Origin of the sequence: Heliobacterium mobile, assembly GCF_009720735.1 — a bacterium.
Taxonomy (GTDB): domain Bacteria; phylum Bacillota; class Desulfitobacteriia; order Heliobacteriales; family Heliobacteriaceae; genus Heliobacterium; species Heliobacterium mobile.
Genome location: NZ_WNKU01000001.1, coordinates 284,448 through 301,585, shown reverse-complemented (window position 1 = coordinate 301,585; position 17,138 = coordinate 284,448). Strand labels below are relative to the sequence as shown.

The 17,138-nt window shown below is 53.6% G+C and carries 18 protein-coding genes and 1 riboswitch; of the genes, 1 reads left to right on the top strand and 17 read right to left on the bottom strand.

Features of this window, described 5'->3' with window-relative positions:
- Positions 1-3 precede the first annotated feature (3 nt).
- From GJ688_RS01475 to GJ688_RS01465, 3 genes are read right to left on the bottom strand one after another with little or no spacing between them, the layout of a single operon-like run.
- A complete protein-coding gene (locus GJ688_RS01475; protein WP_155474741.1) occupies positions 4-1,668 on the bottom strand; it encodes a DAK2 domain-containing protein in 1,665 nt (554 codons plus the stop codon).
- On the bottom strand, positions 1,640-1,996 hold the full coding sequence (locus tag GJ688_RS01470; protein WP_155474740.1) for an Asp23/Gls24 family envelope stress response protein: 357 nt from the start codon (positions 1,994-1,996) through the stop codon (positions 1,640-1,642). Before GJ688_RS01470 ends, GJ688_RS01475 begins: the two co-directional genes overlap by 29 nt.
- 29 nt (positions 1,997-2,025) lie before the next feature.
- The gene (locus tag GJ688_RS01465) at positions 2,026-2,235 is read right to left on the bottom strand and encodes a DUF1858 domain-containing protein (RefSeq protein WP_235910647.1); all 210 of its coding nucleotides are present in this window, start codon (positions 2,233-2,235) and stop codon (positions 2,026-2,028) included.
- A 145-nt stretch (positions 2,236-2,380) separates the two neighbouring features.
- Here GJ688_RS01465 and rpmB point away from each other — a divergent pair, with 145 nt between their 5' ends.
- Positions 2,381-2,572: a 50S ribosomal protein L28 gene (gene rpmB / locus GJ688_RS01460; protein ID WP_155474739.1), complete on the top strand. Its 192-nt coding sequence runs from the start codon at positions 2,381-2,383 to the stop codon at positions 2,570-2,572.
- 78 nt (positions 2,573-2,650) lie between these two features.
- Here rpmB and hslO read toward each other — a convergent pair whose 3' ends face one another.
- From hslO to fmt, 14 genes are all read right to left on the bottom strand, one after another.
- Entirely contained in the window at positions 2,651-3,535 is an 885-nt protein-coding gene (gene hslO, locus GJ688_RS01455; RefSeq protein ID WP_170291553.1) for an Hsp33 family molecular chaperone HslO, read from the bottom strand.
- A 16-nt stretch (positions 3,536-3,551) separates the two neighbouring features.
- On the bottom strand, positions 3,552-4,451 hold the full coding sequence (locus tag GJ688_RS01450; protein WP_155474738.1) for a bifunctional hydroxymethylpyrimidine kinase/phosphomethylpyrimidine kinase: 900 nt from the start codon (positions 4,449-4,451) through the stop codon (positions 3,552-3,554).
- Positions 4,452-4,453: 2 nt separating this feature from the next.
- Positions 4,454-4,924 (bottom strand): 6,7-dimethyl-8-ribityllumazine synthase, encoded by a 471-nt coding sequence (ribH, locus tag GJ688_RS01445; RefSeq protein ID WP_155474737.1) that lies wholly within the window; start codon positions 4,922-4,924, stop codon positions 4,454-4,456.
- Between the two features lie 340 nt (positions 4,925-5,264).
- Positions 5,265-6,458, bottom strand: coding sequence for a bifunctional 3,4-dihydroxy-2-butanone-4-phosphate synthase/GTP cyclohydrolase II (locus GJ688_RS01440; RefSeq protein ID WP_155474736.1), 1,194 nt, complete (start codon positions 6,456-6,458; stop codon positions 5,265-5,267).
- Between the two features lie 24 nt (positions 6,459-6,482).
- Positions 6,483-7,136 carry a riboflavin synthase gene (locus GJ688_RS01435; protein ID WP_155474735.1) on the bottom strand — a complete coding sequence of 218 codons (654 nt, stop codon included), beginning with the start codon at positions 7,134-7,136 and terminating at the stop codon, positions 6,483-6,485.
- On the bottom strand, positions 7,118-8,248 hold the full coding sequence (ribD, locus tag GJ688_RS01430) for a bifunctional diaminohydroxyphosphoribosylaminopyrimidine deaminase/5-amino-6-(5-phosphoribosylamino)uracil reductase RibD (protein ID WP_155474940.1): 1,131 nt from the start codon (positions 8,246-8,248) through the stop codon (positions 7,118-7,120). The genes GJ688_RS01435 and ribD overlap by 19 nt, the downstream gene beginning before the upstream one ends.
- A gap of 246 nt (positions 8,249-8,494) precedes the next feature.
- Positions 8,495-8,611: riboswitch (FMN riboswitch) on the bottom strand.
- Positions 8,612-8,665: 54 nt separating this feature from the next.
- Entirely contained in the window at positions 8,666-9,319 is a 654-nt protein-coding gene (gene rpe, locus GJ688_RS01425; protein WP_155474734.1) for a ribulose-phosphate 3-epimerase, read from the bottom strand.
- Entirely contained in the window at positions 9,319-10,230 is a 912-nt protein-coding gene (rsgA, locus tag GJ688_RS01420) for a ribosome small subunit-dependent GTPase A (protein WP_170291552.1), read from the bottom strand. The genes rpe and rsgA overlap by 1 nt, the downstream gene beginning before the upstream one ends.
- Before the next feature lie 23 nt (positions 10,231-10,253).
- Positions 10,254-12,158: a Stk1 family PASTA domain-containing Ser/Thr kinase gene (gene pknB / locus GJ688_RS01415; protein WP_170291551.1), complete on the bottom strand. Its 1,905-nt coding sequence runs from the start codon at positions 12,156-12,158 to the stop codon at positions 10,254-10,256.
- A complete protein-coding gene (locus GJ688_RS01410; RefSeq protein ID WP_155474732.1) occupies positions 12,155-12,904 on the bottom strand; it encodes a Stp1/IreP family PP2C-type Ser/Thr phosphatase in 750 nt (249 codons plus the stop codon). Before GJ688_RS01410 ends, pknB begins: the two co-directional genes overlap by 4 nt.
- Entirely contained in the window at positions 12,901-13,974 is a 1,074-nt protein-coding gene (gene rlmN, locus GJ688_RS01405; protein ID WP_235910646.1) for a 23S rRNA (adenine(2503)-C(2))-methyltransferase RlmN, read from the bottom strand. The genes GJ688_RS01410 and rlmN overlap by 4 nt, the downstream gene beginning before the upstream one ends.
- Complete coding sequence (rsmB, locus tag GJ688_RS01400; RefSeq protein ID WP_155474730.1) at positions 13,967-15,337, bottom strand: 16S rRNA (cytosine(967)-C(5))-methyltransferase RsmB; 1,371 nt, start codon at positions 15,335-15,337, stop codon at positions 13,967-13,969. Before rsmB ends, rlmN begins: the two co-directional genes overlap by 8 nt.
- Positions 15,337-16,170 carry a DUF116 domain-containing protein gene (locus tag GJ688_RS01395; protein WP_155474729.1) on the bottom strand — a complete coding sequence of 278 codons (834 nt, stop codon included), beginning with the start codon at positions 16,168-16,170 and terminating at the stop codon, positions 15,337-15,339. The genes rsmB and GJ688_RS01395 overlap by 1 nt, the downstream gene beginning before the upstream one ends.
- 26 nt (positions 16,171-16,196) lie before the next feature.
- Positions 16,197-17,135 (bottom strand): methionyl-tRNA formyltransferase, encoded by a 939-nt coding sequence (gene fmt, locus GJ688_RS01390; RefSeq protein ID WP_155474728.1) that lies wholly within the window; start codon positions 17,133-17,135, stop codon positions 16,197-16,199.
- Positions 17,136-17,138 lie beyond the last annotated feature (3 nt).

Genomic DNA, 17,138 nt, shown 5'->3' with positions numbered 1-17,138 from the left:
TTCTTACTCCAACCCAAAAATATAGGGATACAGAGGTTGTCTCGTTTGTATTTGATGCACTTCTACGTCGGGATAGGCTGATCCAATCGCATCTTTCAACGTTTCCACATCCTCGTCGGAAACGTTTTCTCCCGTATATATGGTGATCAATTCCCACTCTTCTCCAGAATGGTCGAGCGCCTCCAGGGTCACTGGTGGGACAGAATTTCCACTGGTAACGAGTTTGTCATCGAAGATCCCTAGGAGGTCCCCTTGTTTAACATCTCGCCCGTTGACAGAAGCATCCCGTACAGCCCAGGTGATCTCCAAGCTGTGCACCGCTCGAGCAGCCGCTTCCATCATTTTCATATTATCTTCGACAGACTTGTCGGGATCGAAGGCGAGACTCGCTGCCAATCCTCCCGGCAGATGTCGAGTGCCGATGACGGCCGCTCTATCTTCTCCGATCATCTGAACGGCTTGACGGGCCGCCATGATCAGATTGGGATGGTTCGGTAAGAGCAAGGAAAAATCGGTATTTGCCCTTTCTATGGCTGACAGCCAATCTTGGGCACTGGGGTTGCGACTGGTCCCCCCGTCGAGGATCCCTATCGCTCCTTGCTCCCGGTACAAGGCCGCCCACCCTTCTGAGGGCGTGGCCGCGATAAAACCGATCGGTCGCCGCGGCAGAATTTCTTGCTTGGCTTCTGCTTGTTCGGCCATGTTGTTGATATGTACCTGGTGAAGCGAGCCATAGGCTAAGGCTTTCTCCAGCACCACACCGGGATGATTGGTATGTACGTGGATTTTTGCCGTTTCCCTGTCACCGACCACCAGCAAACAATCCCCTAATGGTTTGAGGATCTCTTGGAGAACCTCAAAGGGGAGGTTCTGCCCCCGGAGGATGAATTCGGTGCAGTAAGGAAACTCCATGTTTTCCTCTCGACGAGGAGAACTTTCGATAAGTTCCTTAGAAGAGGCCCCGTCTTTTTCATCAGAGTAAGGAGATTCAAAGGGCTTTGCGGTACCATTTGGGGCAGAGGTAGCTTCGCCTGTGAGTGCCTGTTGACAGCCTATCAAGAAAAACAAATATCCCTGACCCCCGGCGTCGACGACACCGGCTTCCTTGAGGGCAGGCAGTTGTTCCGGCGTTTTCGCGAGGGCCCTTTTTCCGGCTTCAATGGCCGCTGCTAATACTTCGTCCATATCGCTGCCGCGGCGAGCCGCTGCAAGAGCTTCCCGTGCCGCCATCTTGGCTACGGTTAAGATGGTTCCTTCCACCGGCTTCATGACGGCTTTATAAGCTCTCTCCACACCCTTTTCCATGGCTTGCGCCCATTCTCGGGGGGAGATGGTTTCATTCTCTTCCATCGCCTTTGCCCAACCCCAGAATAGCTGGGAAAAGATCACACCAGAGTTGCCCCGCGCTCCTAGCAGGGCGCCTTTGGCTGCCGCTGAAGCGACTTTTCCAACTGAAATCTCTTCTGCAGGCATTGCTTCGGCGCAGGCTTGTAATGTCAATGCTAGATTGGTGCCCGTATCACCATCAGGAACAGGAAACACGTTTAAACGATCGACATACTGGCGGTTCTGTTCCACTTGGGCAGCACCGCCGCGAATCAGTTCGGCTACTTCTATCCCACTGAGCCGTCGATTTTCTTTAGTCGGCGACTTTGATTCCTTGAACATGCACGTTCACCTCACGGACGGTTAAACCCAGTTGATTTTCTACGGATATCTTGACTCTTTCCATCACCGTCCGAGCGACTTCTGGTATGCGAACTCCATAGGCGACGAGTACATGCAGATCTAAGGTAACAGAAAAGTCGTCAAAAGCAGTCACGTCGATTCCCCGGGCCGTGTTGTCGCCCCGTTTCACACTGATTCCGGCAAGGGGACTCTTGGCAACCATGCCGACCAAGCCGTAACATTCTGCCACCGCTTGCCCGGCGATATTGGCGATCACATCATCGGCGATGGTGACACGACCGAAATCGGATGCGTTTTTCACTGTCATTTTGGTCACTCCCTTCAAAAAAAAGGACCTTATTCAGGTCCCTTCTCTTCCAAGCGGCTCAATTCATTGAGGAGGATCCGAAGGTCAATCCCGTGCATGCGCGCACCGCCTTCAATCGTTTCCATGGTGGAACCCATACAACCTAGACATCCCATACCGTAGCGGGCCAGGATATCTTTCGCCCCAGGATAGGTCTGCAACAGTTCCATTAAAGACATATCTTTCGTAATCTTACCCAAGTCATCCCCCCCTTAAACGTTTCATTTGTTTAGCTTTATTCGTCGTCCAAGAAGGAATTCCTTTTTCTTCGTCAAGTTCTTGCCAAAGCAGATCGAATCTGCTAGACTGTAATAGTGATTTTTCTGACCCCAAGGAGGTGGAACCATGGCACGGAAATGCGCCATTTGCGGCAAAGGGGTACAAACCGGGATGCAAGTCAGTCACTCCCACATCCGCACAAAAAGAACCTGGTCCCCTAACCTCCAGCGTGTTCGCGCTGTTGTAAAAGGTGCTCCTGTTCGTTTGAACGTATGTACCCGCTGCCTCCGTTCGGGCAAGGTTCAGCGTTCTGTGTAATTGTCCGGCTTGAAAAGGTAGCGCCCCCAATGGGCGAGTGAGTAAATAAGTCCTTTGACCAGATGGTCAAAGGACTTTTTACGTTTCCCTCATCTCTTGTTCCCACGCGAGGAGCTCATCGGCGGAAAATTGATATTTTTCGCTGCAGAAATGGCAGATCGCTTCGGCGCCTCCCTGCTCCCGGCGCATATCGGCCAGTTCATCAGGACCGAAGCTTTTCAACAGTGTCGATAGACGCTCCCGGTCACAACCACAATAAAACTCGGGTTCATAGCTGTTTAAGACTTTAGGGTCAAGCTCTCCCAGCAGGTCTTCCATCATCTCTTTCGTGCTCTTTCCGGCGGCTAGGTATTTGCTGATCGGTCCCAAGCGGGCGATGCATTGCTCTAAAAGGTCGATCGTCTCGTCATCAGCTCCCGGCATCAGTTGCAGGATGTAACCGCCTGCCTTGAGGACAGAACCGTCTACATCGATGAGCACACCTAAGGCTACCGCACTCGGCGTTTGTTCAGACGTGAAAAAATAATGTGTCAAATCTTCAGCGATCTCGCCGGAAACTAGGGCGGACGTACCGGTAAAGGTATCTTTCAAACCCAGGTCACGGGTGACATGAAGATGACCTTCTTTGCCGACCCCGCGGCCCACATCGAGCTTTCCTTCCGGTGTAGGTGGCAGTTCAATCGTCGGGTTCTGTACATATCCGCGCACCTGGCCCTTGGCATCGCCCTGGGCGACGATTGCCCCTAAGGGACCGTCACCGAGGATGCGCAGAGTCACTCGGTCCTCTGCCTTCAGCATGGATCCCATGAGAGCTGCAGCCGTTAAGGTTCTTCCTAAGGCTGCTGACGCTACAGGCCAAGTCTGGTGTTTTTGTTGGGCCGTAGAGACCAAATGAGTCGTCCGCGCACCGATAAAGCGGATTCTGCCTTGATCCGCCGTTGCCCGAATTAATTCATCTCGCACGTAATGGTTCTTCCTTTCAGATAATCAGCGTAAACGGCTCCGATTCTGTTGCTTCCTCTTCAAAAAAGTCATCAGGAAGATGAATCGGAGCGACTGTATCTAACCCATATCTCTGGGATCGCCGCAGTGCCGCAGCAACGGCTCGGGCTGCCCCCCTGCAGGACCGGGGAAGATCGTATCCGTGACAGATACCAGCAACCAAGACGGCTGCAAAAAGGTCTCCCGTTCCATAAGCAGCCCAGGGAACGAGGGCTGTACCTATTTCCCAAGCACTTTCTTGATCAAGTATCAAGGTGTAAATTCGCTCGCTCTCCCGGCGCCAGCCCGTGACGACAATCGCTTTCAATCCCGAACGGCCCTTTAAAAGGGATTCCTTTTTTACCGAATTCATGAGCTGTCGAGCCGCCTCGAGGATTTTCCGGCTGTCTCGCCCTCCCGCTACCCCTATGGGCGGCTTGTTTCCATCGACACCAGCCAACCAGAAAACTTCAAAGGGATTCGGGGTGATCACCGTCGCCAAGGGCAGCAAATCTTCACGGACCACCCGGGCGACTTCAGGAACAACATAAGCCCCGTGTGGATCGTCACCCAACACAGGGTCCAGCAGGTAAGGTATGTCTGGTCGTTCTATCAGCCATCGAGAGAGAATTTTGCCTTGCCGGGCTGAACCGAGATAACCGCTGAGTACATGATCTACAGGAGTATCTTTCAGAGACTTGAGCAAACCGAAGAACAAACTATCAGGTACAGTTCCGCCCCGCCTCGGCCGGACGGCGCCATGAGCGCCCAACATCACCGTGTGGATGGGAAAGGGTTGAATCCCGCAGGCGAGAAGGCCCGGGATGACGGCTGAATTGCCGACAAATCCCCGGGCCACCATGCTCTGTACAGAGAGAACCGAAGGAATAAGTCCCATCTTTATCCTTCCATGCTGCACATCAGGTTAGCCATCTCAATGGCAGACATGGCTGCGTCCCAACCTTTATTGCCCGCTTTTGTTCCGGCCCGCTCGATGGCCTGCTCAATTGTGTCTGTCGTCAATACACCGAAAATGGTCGGAACGCCCGATTGAAGGCCGACCTGGGCAACTCCTTTGGCCGCTTCACTACATACATAGTCAAAGTGAGGTGTCGAACCCCGGATGACCGCACCGAGACAAATGACGGCGTCAAAGCCTTTGGTGACCATTTTTTTAGCGACAAGGGGGATTTCGAAGGCACCCGGTGCCCAGGCGACAGCGATGTCTTCTTCTTGTACGCCATGGCGCTGGAGCGCGTCGATGGCGCCGGAGAGAAGTTTACTGGTGATGAACTCGTTGAAACGGGCGTTGACAATACCGATTTTGAGTCCCTGTCCAATTAGATGACCTTCGTAAATCTTGTTAGGCATACGTGATTAGCTCCCTTTCCAAAGATTTTCTGAGAATAATCCTGAGACTATATTCTAGGGCTTTGCACTCGAAAGCAAAATCTGGGGTGTGATGACGGAGCGAGCGTTTTGGGCGGAGCGGCGTCGAGAGCGAAAGTTGCGAAGCCGAAAAGTGCGCCACGGTTTACATGCAGAAAAGCCCAGAGGTTTGGCGCACCGGCGCAGCAACCGAGCGAACAGCCGCGGAGCCCTTAGCGAGCGGAGTCATTACACCCCGATTACCACGAATGTCCCTGTGTTCGACTCATGTATAACTGAAGTCTTACAGTTCAGTTAGTACAGTTTCGTGACTGTCCCACATTTATAGCATATGACCGAGCTTTTCTTCTTTCGTCCGTAGATAGCGCTCGTTCTCCGGGACACACTCGATGACGATCGGAACTCGTTCGACGACCGATAGACCATAACCTTCCAGGCCTTTGATCTTTCTCGGGTTGTTGGTCATCAACATGATTTTGCGCAGGCCTAGATCGGCCAGGATTTGAGCGCCCGTACCGTAGTCGCGGAGGTCAGCAGGAAAACCGAGCATCTCGTTCGCCTGAACTGTGTCAGCACCCATGTCCTGCAGTTTATACGCACGGATTTTATTGAGCAGTCCGATCCCCCGGCCTTCCTGACGCATATAGAGGACGACCCCCCGGCCTTCTTGCTCAATACGGCCAAGAGCTGTAGCCAGTTGATCACCGCAGTCGCAGCGCCTGGAACCGAGGACGTCTCCCGTCAGGCATTCCGAATGGACCCGGACCAAAACGGGCTCCTCACCTTCGATATCTCCTTTGACGATGGCTAAGTGACACTGTTTATCTAAAAGGCTTTCATAAGCGACAGCCGTAAAGTCGCCATACTTAGTGGGCAAACTGATGGTTTCCACACGCCGGATCAGTTTTTCCGTACGACGGCGATACTCGATCAAGTCAGCGATGGTGATGATTTTTAAGTTATGTTGTTCCGCAAAGGGGAGCAGTTGCGGGACCCGGGCCATGGTGCCGTCATCGGCCATGATTTCACAGATCACACCTGCCGGATAGAGGCCAGCCATACGGGCCAGATCTACAGCAGCTTCCGTATGACCGGAGCGAACGAGGACGCCCCCTTCCCGCGCCCGCAAAGGAAAGATATGTCCCGGTTTCCGGAGGTCTTCCGGTTTCTTTTTCGCATCCAAGAGAGCCTGAATCGTCTGGTGACGTTCGAAGGCGGAAATCCCGGTCGTACAAGTGGCGGCATCGACCGATACGGTAAAGGCCGTCTGCATACGGTCTGTATTGTCTTGAACCATGGGATGCAGTTCCAGGGCGTCGAGCCTTTCTCCGATCATGGGAACGCAGATCAAACCCCGTCCATAAGTGGCCATGAAGTTCACTGTTTCCGGCGTGGCCAGTTCGGCGGCCATCAACAGGTCTCCCTCGTTTTCACGGTCTTCGTCGTCGACGACGATGATCATTTTGCCTTGGCGAATATCCTCAATGGCTGCCTCGATGCTGTGGAATTTCGACATGCGAATCACCTCTCTGTTTCAATGTTAATAGCCCTTTTCTAAAAGAAACTCCCGCGAAATCCTTGAGAGCGGTTTCTCTCCTGACGGCACTCGACCCGTGAGCAGACGCTCTACATATTTTCCGATCACATCGGCTTCTAAATTGACCTTTTCCCCTGATTTCTTCAAACCTAAGGTCGTCAATCCGGCTGTATGGGGAATGAGAGATACCGTGAACCCCTGCTCCAATACATCGACAACAGTCAGGCTGATGCCGTCGATGGCGATGGAACCTTTGGGGATCACGTAGCGGAGAAGTTCCGGCGGTGCCGAGATTTCCGTCACCACTGCGATGTCGACTCGGGTTTGTTTACGGATAATGCCGACGGCGTCAACATGACCGGATACGATATGGCCGCCGAGGCGGTCACTCAGGCGGAGTGCCCGTTCCAGGTTGACCCGATGGCCAGGTTGGAGCTCCGAGAGAGAGGTGCGTTGTAAAGTCTCGGCCATCACATCGGCTGTAAAACCTCGCCCGTCATATTCGACAACAGTCAGGCATACGCCGTTAACAGCTATAGAGTCCCCCAGTTTTACATCTTCGACGACTTTTTTCGCTTCAATGATCAACTGAGCCGAACGAGCCCCCCGACGGATAGCCCGCATCACGCCGAGTTCCTCTACGATTCCGGTAAACAAGGTCTCACCTCCTGGAGAGTCCCTTGGAGCAGCCAATCATCACCAAGGGGACGAAATGTACTATGCTGTAACACTCTCGCATCTTTCATCAAGGAGACTCCTGTTCCCCCCACCGGTGACGGCGCTCCGTCTCCGCCGACCACTTTTGGCGCTACGAAGACAGCGACCTGATCGACCAGATCTTGTGCAAGAAAAGACCCGTGGATCTGTGCGCCCCCTTCCACCAGGAGGGATGTGAAGCCTCTATCAGCCAGTTTTTTTAAGAGTGCCGGCAGGTCTACCTTCCCCTGTGCGTTCGTAGGACACGGGAGGACGACCGCACCCGCCTTTTCTAACGCCTCGATTCGTTCAGATGGCGCCCGTTCACTCGTTGCGATGATGGTCGGCGCCTCAGAGGAAAGGATTTTAGCCGTCAATGGAGTTCGAGCTTGACTATCGACGATGATGCGCACTGGGTTTCGATATGTTCCTTCCTTTGATTCAGGAAGACGGACCGATAGTTCGGGGTCGTCGGCCAGCAAGGTGCCAATACCGACGAGAACCGCATCGTAGATGTTTCGCCATTGATGAACGACACGACGGCTATCGGGTCCGCTGATCCAGCGGCTGTCGCCGGTGGCAGTCGCGATTTTACCGTCTAGGGTCATCGCCCACTTCAGCAGCACCCAAGGTCTTCCCCGGGTGACCCAGGTAAAGAAGGGCTGGTTGATGGCGGCTGCTTCTTCCGCCAGGATTCCCACATCCACTGGAATGCCGGCCTCCTGAAGGCGGCGGAAGCCCCTGCCGGCGACTTTTGGATTGGGGTCGGGTACAGCCGCTACAACCCGTCCAATCCCTGCGGCGATGACGGCTTCCACACAAGGCGGTGTCCTGCCGTAATGGGAGCAAGGTTCCAGCGTTACATATAAGGTCGCTCCCTGTGCTTTATCTCCAGCTTGGCGCAAGGCGTGAACTTCGGCATGGGGGGTGCCTGCTTTCTCATGGTACCCCTCGCCAACCACTTGCCCGTCTTTGACAATCACGCAGCCTACGACAGGGTTAGGACTTGTCCGCCCTCGGGCGAGCGACGCCAGTTCCAAAGCGCGAGCCATATATTGTTTTTCATCGATCATAATGGTCATTCCTCGGAAATTAGTTTTCTTCACCCTGATGACGAAGGCAAAATCAGGGGTGTCATCATGGAACGAGCGTAGTCATTACAACCCCATTTGGCACGATGTGTCATCAAAGTTGGGCAGAAACGCAAAAACACCCCGGGAATTAGTTTCCCCGGGGTGATACGGAACAACTCTTTTCTCTCAACCAGCGAGAAAAATAGCGCACAGCAAAGCTGCTGCAAAAAGAGCAGACATTTGTTCCGTTTTCCTTTCTCATCCAGACTTTTACTGTCGGCTTCGGAGTTACACCGAATCTGCCCAGAAGGGCTCGCGGGCTGTACCGCCGGTAGGGAATTTCACCCAACCCCAAGGAAAACATGTTATTTGGTTGACTAGAAAAATTATATCAAAGGGCGACTAAGCCTGTCAATTTTAATATGCTGCCGCCCGCAATAGAGCGACTTCAGCCTGCGGATCCGGTACGCCAAAGATAGCTGCGCCGGCGACGAGTACATCTGCGCCGGCCCGAACGACTTGGGAGATCGTCTGCCCGTTAACGCCGCCGTCGACTTGAATTTCATAGGCAAGACCTTTTTCTTGGCGATAACGGGCCAGTTCAGTGATCTTCGGCAAGACGGCGCTGATAAACTTTTGACCTCCAAAACCAGGGTTCACCGACATGACGAGCACCAGATCCACCATGGGCAGCACATATTCGAGCGACTGCCAAGATGTGGCCGGGTTTAAGGCCACTCCAGCCTTAGCGCCCTTTTCTCGGATCAGCGATACGGTACGGTGCAGGTGGGTGCAAGCCTCCTGGTGGACGGTGACTAAATCGGAACCGGCCTTGATGAAATCGGGAATATAGCGATCCGGCTCTTCAATCATCAAGTGGGTGTCAAAAACCATTTGGCTCCGTGGACGCAGTGACGCTACCACGAGCGGGCCGATGGTGATATTCGGTACGAAGTGTCCATCCATCACATCGATGTGCAAATACTCTGCCCCTCCGGCTTCCACGTCGGCCACTTGGGAGCCAAGATTGGAGAAATCGGCCGATAAAATGGATGGTGCGATTTTAATCATCATGATTTCTTTCCTTTCGGAGCCGTTCGTTCCCGCTCTACGAGTTCATTCAAAAAAATCAGATAGTGTGCGTATCGTTGTTCGTGAATGAGACCCTTTTCCAAGGCTTCCCGTACGGCACAATCCGGTTCAGCCTTATGCAGGCATGTGTTAAATCGGCAACATCCCAGAAATTCGGTCATTTCTGGAAAGTAGCTTCCTAATTCGTAAGCAGGTATGTCCGGTAAGAACAAGGTGGAAAAGCCGGGGGTATCGGCAATCAAGGCTCCTGTCGGCAGAACGAGCAGTTCCACATGGCGAGTCGTATGACGACCTCGTCCGATTTTGGAGCTTACATCACCTGTTTTTAAGGAAAGCCCCGGCGATAAACCGTTGAGCAGTGTCGATTTTCCGGCTCCAGAGGGACCGGCCACGACAGAGATCTTTCCGTCCAGGAGTGACCGGACCGGTTCCAACGTGTCCGGTTGTTTGGAGGAAACGACAAAAGGCTTTACATCGATGGCAGAATATAACTCATTTATTTTTTCGATCATTTGGGGATGTGCGAGATCGGCCTTCGTGAAGACGATGACTGGTTCAACGCCACCTTGAGACGCCAAAATGAGCAGCCTGTCGAGCAAGACAAAATCGGGATCGGGATTGGCCAAGGCAAAGACCAAAAGAACTTGGTCCACGTTTGCGATGGGCGGGCGCAACAGTTCTGTTCGACGTGGATAGACATCCTCGATGACACCCTTATCTCCCTCACGAATCCGGATTCTAACGCGATCGCCCGGCAGAAAGACCCGGTTGTTTTCTTTTAGGCGGAATTTTCCTCGCAGAGAACAGGTGTAGGTCTGTTCTCCAGCGAGGACATAATAAAAACCGCAGTATCCTCTGACGATGGTTCCCTCGGTTTCCCTATGAGTCACAGCATTTCCTCCAAGAATCGCTCTTACTCGACCTGACGATTCAATACCATTACAGCGTCGCTATAGGCTTGGATTGTCCCTTTGCCGGTATAGCTCACTTCCTGGTTCACCGTCTCGCCGGCATGGTGCTGCCGGTTATAGACCTCACGGTTTCCACGGCTGTCTTGTACGACGATTTTGACCATGTGATCTTTTCCGTCATTCGGTATCAGAAAAGAGACTGAGGTCGTTTTCGCCGTCTGTGCTGGCGCTGCCGTACCGCTCACGGTCAAGAGGACCGGATCTCCCGGCTTGACGGGGCTATTCGGGGCAGGGTCTTGGGCCAGTATGGTGCCTGCCTCAAGTCCCGAATTCTCTTGGGTTTTTAGTTTCAGATCTACGCTCAACGGCTCAAGCTTTGCCCGGGCGTCGGCCAGCTTTGTACCGACCAAGGAAGGCATGGTGCCTTTCGCATCTTGCCCCTGCCCTTTGCTCACAGCCAAGCGGACGACCGTCTCCACAGGCTGCTCAGCGTTTGCCCCCGGTGTTTGAGAGATGACTGTACCGGGAGGTATTTTATCATCACTCTGTTCGATCACTTCAACGTTAAAATTGGCCTGTTGCAAGGCTACGACGGCGTCTCGTTGTGACATGCCGACGACAGAAGGTACTTTGACCACTTTTTGTCCCTTGCTGACCGTCAAGACAACGACACGAGTCTTTTTGACCTTGGTATTTTCCGGCGGATCTTGAGAAATAACGATCTCTTTGGCGACATCAGGGTGATTGACTTCGTTGATCTGATATTCTAATCCGGCCGCTTGCAGTGCTTTGATGGCATCAATGTGGCGCATTCCCGTTACCTTCGGAACGGTTGCCTCGGGAACACTCATGTACTGCTGCCAGGCATAGGTCAATCCAAAGAGTACGATCGCCAAGGCGATGAGCGAACCGATCCATAGACCGATTTGGCGCTTTTGCAGCGGCTTTGCTTTCGCCTTAAGCTTCTCCTTCCCATCCTCCACTGGTTCTGCTTCTTCGTTCACTAGGACAGGTATGGAGGTATCGATGACATTGTCGAATCGCATGGTGGGACTGTCATCATCCTTGACAGGCAGGCGACCGACGATTTTTCCCGAAAAGACGTTCTCCAAGTCTTTGCGGAAAGCTTGGGCGTTTGCGTATCGCCGGGACGGTTCCTTTTCCATGGCTCGAAAGATCACATTCTCTAGCGATTGAGGTATCCGTTGATTGACGGTCGTCAAAGGAGGCGGTGTCTGTTGAATCTGCTGCAGTGCTACCGCGATCGGTGTTTCTCCCTGGAAGGGAACTCGGCCACTGAGCAGTTCATACATGACAACACCAAGGGAGTAGATATCGGACTTTTCGTCCACCGGAAGTCCCCGAGCTTGTTCCGGTGACAGATAATGGACAGAGCCGACGATGGTTCGATCCATCGTCATCGTATTTTGAGCGACAGACCGAGCGATGCCGAAATCAGTCACTTTCACTCGTCCATTCCGGTTAAGCAGGATGTTATGCGGTTTGATATCTCGGTGGATGATCCCTCGTTCGTGGGCATGCTCCAAGGCATCGCTGATCTGCTTGCCCAATTCTACCGCTTCTTCCGGAGGAAGAGGGGCGCGGCTGCGAATCACTTCTTTCAATGTGGGACCGTCGATGAACTCCATCACTATGTAGTCGATATCGCCTTCTCGGCCCACATCATAGACGTTGACAATGTTCGGATGAGACAAACCTGCCACCGCTTGAGCTTCTCGACGGAAACGACGAACAAACTCTTCGTCTGATGTGAGTGTTTCCCGAAGGAGCTTGATCGTCACGGCTCGCTCCAGCAGCTTGTCCCAGGCTTTATAGACCTGAGCCATACCGCCGCTGCCTAAGAGTTCTACAATCTCATAGCGGTTGCCGAATAGTCGACCCATCATTGTTGCCACCCCTCACTTTCCTTCTGCCAGATAATGAGGAAAGTGACGTTATCATATCCACCTCGGTCTAGGGCAAGCTGCAGCAATTGGTCAGCAACCTTCCCCAAATCGTCAGGTCGATGAGCCCTGGAACTGTTCAGCATACTTGCGATCTCATCAGCGGTCACTAAATTCGTCAGACCGTCTGTACACAAAACTAAGATATCCCGCGGCATCCACGATTCCAGGATCGTGTCCACCTGCACCTCATCGCGGGTCCCGAGCGCACGAGTGATGATGTTACGCTGAGGGTGAGACAGTGCTTCCGCTTCTGTCAATTTTCCCTGGCGAACCATCTCTTCGACTAAGGAATGATCCCGCGTCAACAAACGAACTTGACCGCCCCGGAACAGGTAAGCCCGGCTGTCGCCTACATGGGCGATGGCGATCGAAGCCGAATCGAGGTATGCCGCCGTTAATGTGGTCCCCATGCCGGTCCATTGCAGATTATTGATCGATTCCCGATAGATGACCCGGTTCGCTTCCCGACAAGCCTCTGCCAGGACCTGTGCCGGTTCGCCTTGCAATTTATGTTCTTGCCAGTACTTCGTAAAAGCTTGTACCGCCATGGCGCTGGCCACCTCACCGGCCTCATGACCGCCCATCCCGTCGGCGACGATAAAAATACCTTGAACCGTGTCGGTAAAGTGGCAGTCTTCATTTACCGGTCGAACTCGCCCCCTGTCAGTGCGAGCGACGATGTTCATGTCTCTCCCTCCCCATGGGCGGCACCGCGCAATTGTCCACAGGCCGCTTCAATATCTACACCCCGCTCCTCCCGAATGACCGCATCGATGCCCTGACGTTTCAATTCATCGAGAAACTGCACCATCCGAGCCTTGTCTGGACGGCGGGCACCGCTTTCCGTGACCGGATTGACGGGAATCACGTTGAGGTGAATCGGCCACCGGGTGAAGAGTTTTCCCAACTGCCGAGCATCTTCTAGGCGGTCGTTGACCCCTTCGATCAAGGCATATTCTACAGAAAGGCGGCGCCTTCCTTGTTCCCAGTAACGACGACATGCATTGAGAACTTTTTCAATGGGATACTGGCGATTCACCGGCATCCATTGGCTGCGCAATTGATCGTCAGCGGCATGGAGAGACAAGGCCAGATTGATCTCCCAGTTCTCTCGGGCAAACCGTTCGATCCCGGGAACGATGCCAGAAGTAGATACAGTGATCCGTCGTTGACCGATGTTCTGTCCTTCCGGATGGGTGAACAGTTCGATCGCCCGTCGAACCTGTTCGTAGTTTAAAAAGGGTTCACCCATTCCCATGAAGACAAGGTTTGTCACTTTAAAATCCGGATCGCTTTGCCCTTTTCGGTGGGTAATATCTAAAACTTGGCTGACGATTTCCCCTGCCGTTAGGTTTCGCCGAAATCCCTGCTGGCCGGTGGCGCAAAATTTACAGCCCAAGGGACAGCCGGCTTGGGTGGACAAGCAGACGGTGACTCGATCACGGGTCTGGCTTCGACGATAGGGCATGAGCACTGTCTCGATCAATTCGCCGTCGGCTAACTGCCAAAGGTATTTTTCTGTACCGTCCTTCGAGACACGGCAACAGCTCAGTGCCAAAGGACGGAGCCATCGCTCTGCTTCGATTTTGCTGCGCAGAGCTTGGGGAAGATCGGTCATTTCGGCCGCTTCTCGGACGGCCCGGCTTTGAACCCACTTGAAGATCTGTTTTCCCCGGTAGGCTGGATGCCCCCATTCCTGCAACGTCTGCGCCATCTCCTCCGGTAGCAGGCCTCGCAGTTCAGTCTTTTCAGTCAAGGGATGCATGCCTCCTCAGTCGGGCGATAAAAAACCCGTCCGAATCAAAGCGATCCGGCAGAATTTGAAAATACCCTTTCGCCATCTGGCGCTTTTCCTCATCGGTAAAGTCAAGTTCCGGGAGAAAGGAACCTAGATCATCAGCGATGAAATTGGGGTGGCGCCGCAGAAAATCTTTCACTTGTTGAAAATTTTCTTCCGGCTCAATGGTACAGGTAGAGTAGACGAGCACCCCTCCTGGGCGAACCAGGGCGGATACACTGTCCATGATCTTGCCTTGCAGCTCTTTTAACTGAGCGATGTTCTCTGGCGTCATCCGGTAACGGAGCTCCGGCTTTCGCCGCAAAACACCCAGCCCGCTGCAGGGCGCGTCTACGAGCACCCGGTCGACTTGACCGATCAGTTCAGAGGGCAAAGGCCCCTGCGCATCCACTCTCTTTACCCGGACATTTTCGACACCAAGGCGGCGGCAGTTTTCACGGATCAGTCCCAGCTTGTGAGGATGAATATCCCAGGCGTGTATCTCCGCACGGTCTTCGGACTTTTCGGCCATATGGGTGGTCTTACCGCCCGGCGCGGCGCAGGCGTCGACGATCCGCTCATCCGGCTGAGGATCGACGACAGGCGCGATCAACATAGAGCTTTCATCTTGGACGGAAAAGAGACCTTCTTGAAAACCAGGCAAACCAGTGACGGCGGAAGCTGCTTGCAGGCGGATCCCTGCCGGAGAAAGCTCAGAAGGTCGGGCTTCCACCCCAGCAGTTCGAAAGGTTTCTAAAAGATCGTCCCGGTTCGTTCGCAGCCTGTTGACCCGCAGGGCGACACCGACAGGGCGGTTGTTCGCTTCACAGATGGAACGGGCTCGCTCCTTGCCGAATTGTTTGATCCAATGTTTGACCAGCCATTCCGGATGGGATTCCATGATCGTCAGGTATAGGACGGGGTTCTTTTCCCATGATGGCCAGGGAATCTCGTCGCGCTTGCGCACCAGTTGTCTCAACACACCGTTGATCACCGGTGCCAGCCGTGTCTGGCCGATCTGTTTGGCCAGTTCAACCGTCTCATTGCAGGCCGCAGAGTCTGGTATGCGTTCGAGAAGGAGGATCTGGTAGGCTCCAAGGCGCAACAGCCTGCGTACCTCTGCCGGTATTCCGGCGGGACGCTTGAGAAAACGATTGACGGCAAAGTCCAAACGGTTTTGGCGCCGTAACACTCCTAGTACAAGTTCTGACACGAGACCGCGATCGACCCGAGACAGCCGGCTGACCTCCAAGGAATGGGCCAACTGTAGGTTTACATAAGCTTGTCGTTCTTCAACAGCGGTTAAGACCTCGTAGGCAACGGCCCGGGACGATGGCTGCATCAGGATACCTCCACATGCTGGTCTTTCGGTAAGGTTGACTTGTCCAATATGGATCCGATGGCGTCATCGATCCAATGGGTACGTTCACCGTAAAGAAAATAGCGAATCGATTGTTCCACCCGGACCAAGTCTACGCGGGTATTGCAACAGGGGCCTTCGGGACGGTCATTGAGGATCCCGAGCACAGGGATATGCTCGATATCCTGAATTCCACTCGTCAAATCCCTTTCACAAGCCACAGCGATGATCGCCCGAGGTCGGCTGTCCATAATCGCCTTCCTCGCCCAGGTTCCTCCCGATACGATCGTCAAGTTGACTTGATATTTGTCAGCCAAATCCCGCAAGTCATGGATGGGGCATTGTCCACAACGTTTGCAGTTTTTTATGTCCAAAAAAATTTTATAGGGGCAGGTGGTTTTTTGCAGGCAATGAGGTCCTAAGATCATCAGCTTGTCCGGTGTGACCACAATATGACGGAGACGGACCAGCTGGTTGCTGACTTCAATGAAACTGCTCCGCAAACGGTCCACAGGGATTCCAAAGATGTGGGCAATCACTTGTGCCAGCGGAAAAAGTATGTTCACCGCCATGCGGGTCCACCGATACATGGACGGTATGGCCCGATCCTGCCAGATGGAAATCACCATGCCGCCGATCCCAAAGGCGATGAGCCCCACCAGGATCAAAAAGGTGAGGCCAAGTATCCCGATGACCACCTTGCTCCAGGGGTAGTTTTGGTATTTGACAAGATACCAACCGAGGCTGGCAATGCCAATGAGTGCGAACAGGCTGGCGATCATCAAGCCGATAAATAATCGCTTGCGAATAGGCATTTTCCAACTCTCCTGAATCGTCTTTATCAGCCGAATCGAAACCCTGTTCCAATCCTGCGTCCTCGTACAAAAGAACCTGCCGTCATCGTTTTTCCCCCAGCGGGACGAACTTCTGCCAACCAGTACAATCCGGAGCCGGTGGCGACGGCTACTTCGTCTCCTGCAACGTCCACGATTTCTCCAGGCGCTCCGCTATGGGACAAGGGGAAGCCCTCCCGGCGAAGGCGGCCAGCGATGACTTTCAAGATTTTTCCTTGATCCATAGTATAAGCACCGGGCCAAGGGTTCATGCCCCGGACGCGGTTATGAATGGCTTCGGCTGATTGCTCCCATTGAATCTGCTCGTCCACTCTTGTCAGCATGGAGGCGTAGGACGATTGAGCGTGATCTTGAGGAACAGGCTTTATGGTTCCCTTCTCCCAGCCATCCAAGGTTTCAATGAGCAACCGAGCCCCCAACTGGGCTAAGGCATCGTGCACTTGGCCCGTCTTGTCATTCGGACCGATCGGCAGGGACGCTTGCAAAAGCATATCACCTTCGTCCAAGCCTTCACTCATCAGCATCGTCGTTATGCCTGTTTCGGCATCGCCGTTGATCACCGATCGGTGGATGGGCGCTGCTCCCCGGTATCTGGGAAGCAAGGAGGCATGCACATTGATCCAGCCTTTCGGTAGTGCTTCTAAAAGCGCTTTCGGCAAGATTCGGCCAAAAGCCGCCACGACACCGACGTCAACCTTTAAATCCCTTAGCCGTTGAATAAAGTCTCCGTCCAGTTTGGCCGGATGTTCAACAGGCAAACCCATCGCCAAGGCAGCCTCTTTGACGGGACTGGGGAGAGGTTTTTGTCCTCGTCCCCGCGGCTTGTCAGGCCTACTGACGACTAAGGAGACGGTATGACCGGCAGAAACGATCGCTTCCAGCGTAGGTACGGCAAAATCGGGGGTACCCATGAAAACAACGCGCATGCG

Excerpts from the sequence above, each read along its gene's own strand:
- rsmB (WP_155474730.1), bottom strand. The coding sequence starts at position 15,337 with ATGCAGCCATCGTCCCGGGCCGTTGCCTACGAGGTCTTAACCGCTGTT.
- rpe (WP_155474734.1), bottom strand. The coding sequence starts at position 9,319 with ATGATTAAAATCGCACCATCCATTTTATCGGCCGATTTCTCCAATCTT.
- GJ688_RS01440 (WP_155474736.1), bottom strand. The coding sequence starts at position 6,458 with ATGTCGAAATTCCACAGCATCGAGGCAGCCATTGAGGATATTCGCCAA.
- GJ688_RS01470 (WP_155474740.1), bottom strand. The coding sequence starts at position 1,996 with ATGACAGTGAAAAACGCATCCGATTTCGGTCGTGTCACCATCGCCGAT.
- ribH (WP_155474737.1), bottom strand. The coding sequence starts at position 4,924 with ATGCCTAACAAGATTTACGAAGGTCATCTAATTGGACAGGGACTCAAA.
- GJ688_RS01475 (WP_155474741.1), bottom strand. The coding sequence starts at position 1,668 with ATGTTCAAGGAATCAAAGTCGCCGACTAAAGAAAATCGACGGCTCAGT.
- GJ688_RS01450 (WP_155474738.1), bottom strand. The coding sequence starts at position 4,451 with ATGGGACTTATTCCTTCGGTTCTCTCTGTACAGAGCATGGTGGCCCGG.
- fmt (WP_155474728.1), bottom strand. The coding sequence starts at position 17,135 with ATGCGCGTTGTTTTCATGGGTACCCCCGATTTTGCCGTACCTACGCTG.
- ribD (WP_155474940.1), bottom strand. The coding sequence starts at position 8,248 with ATGATCGATGAAAAACAATATATGGCTCGCGCTTTGGAACTGGCGTCG.
- rpmB (WP_155474739.1), top strand. The coding sequence starts at position 2,381 with ATGGCACGGAAATGCGCCATTTGCGGCAAAGGGGTACAAACCGGGATG.
- GJ688_RS01395 (WP_155474729.1), bottom strand. The coding sequence starts at position 16,170 with ATGCCTATTCGCAAGCGATTATTTATCGGCTTGATGATCGCCAGCCTG.
- GJ688_RS01410 (WP_155474732.1), bottom strand. The coding sequence starts at position 12,904 with ATGAACATCGTCGCTCGCACTGACAGGGGGCGAGTTCGACCGGTAAAT.
- pknB (WP_170291551.1), bottom strand. The coding sequence starts at position 12,158 with ATGATGGGTCGACTATTCGGCAACCGCTATGAGATTGTAGAACTCTTA.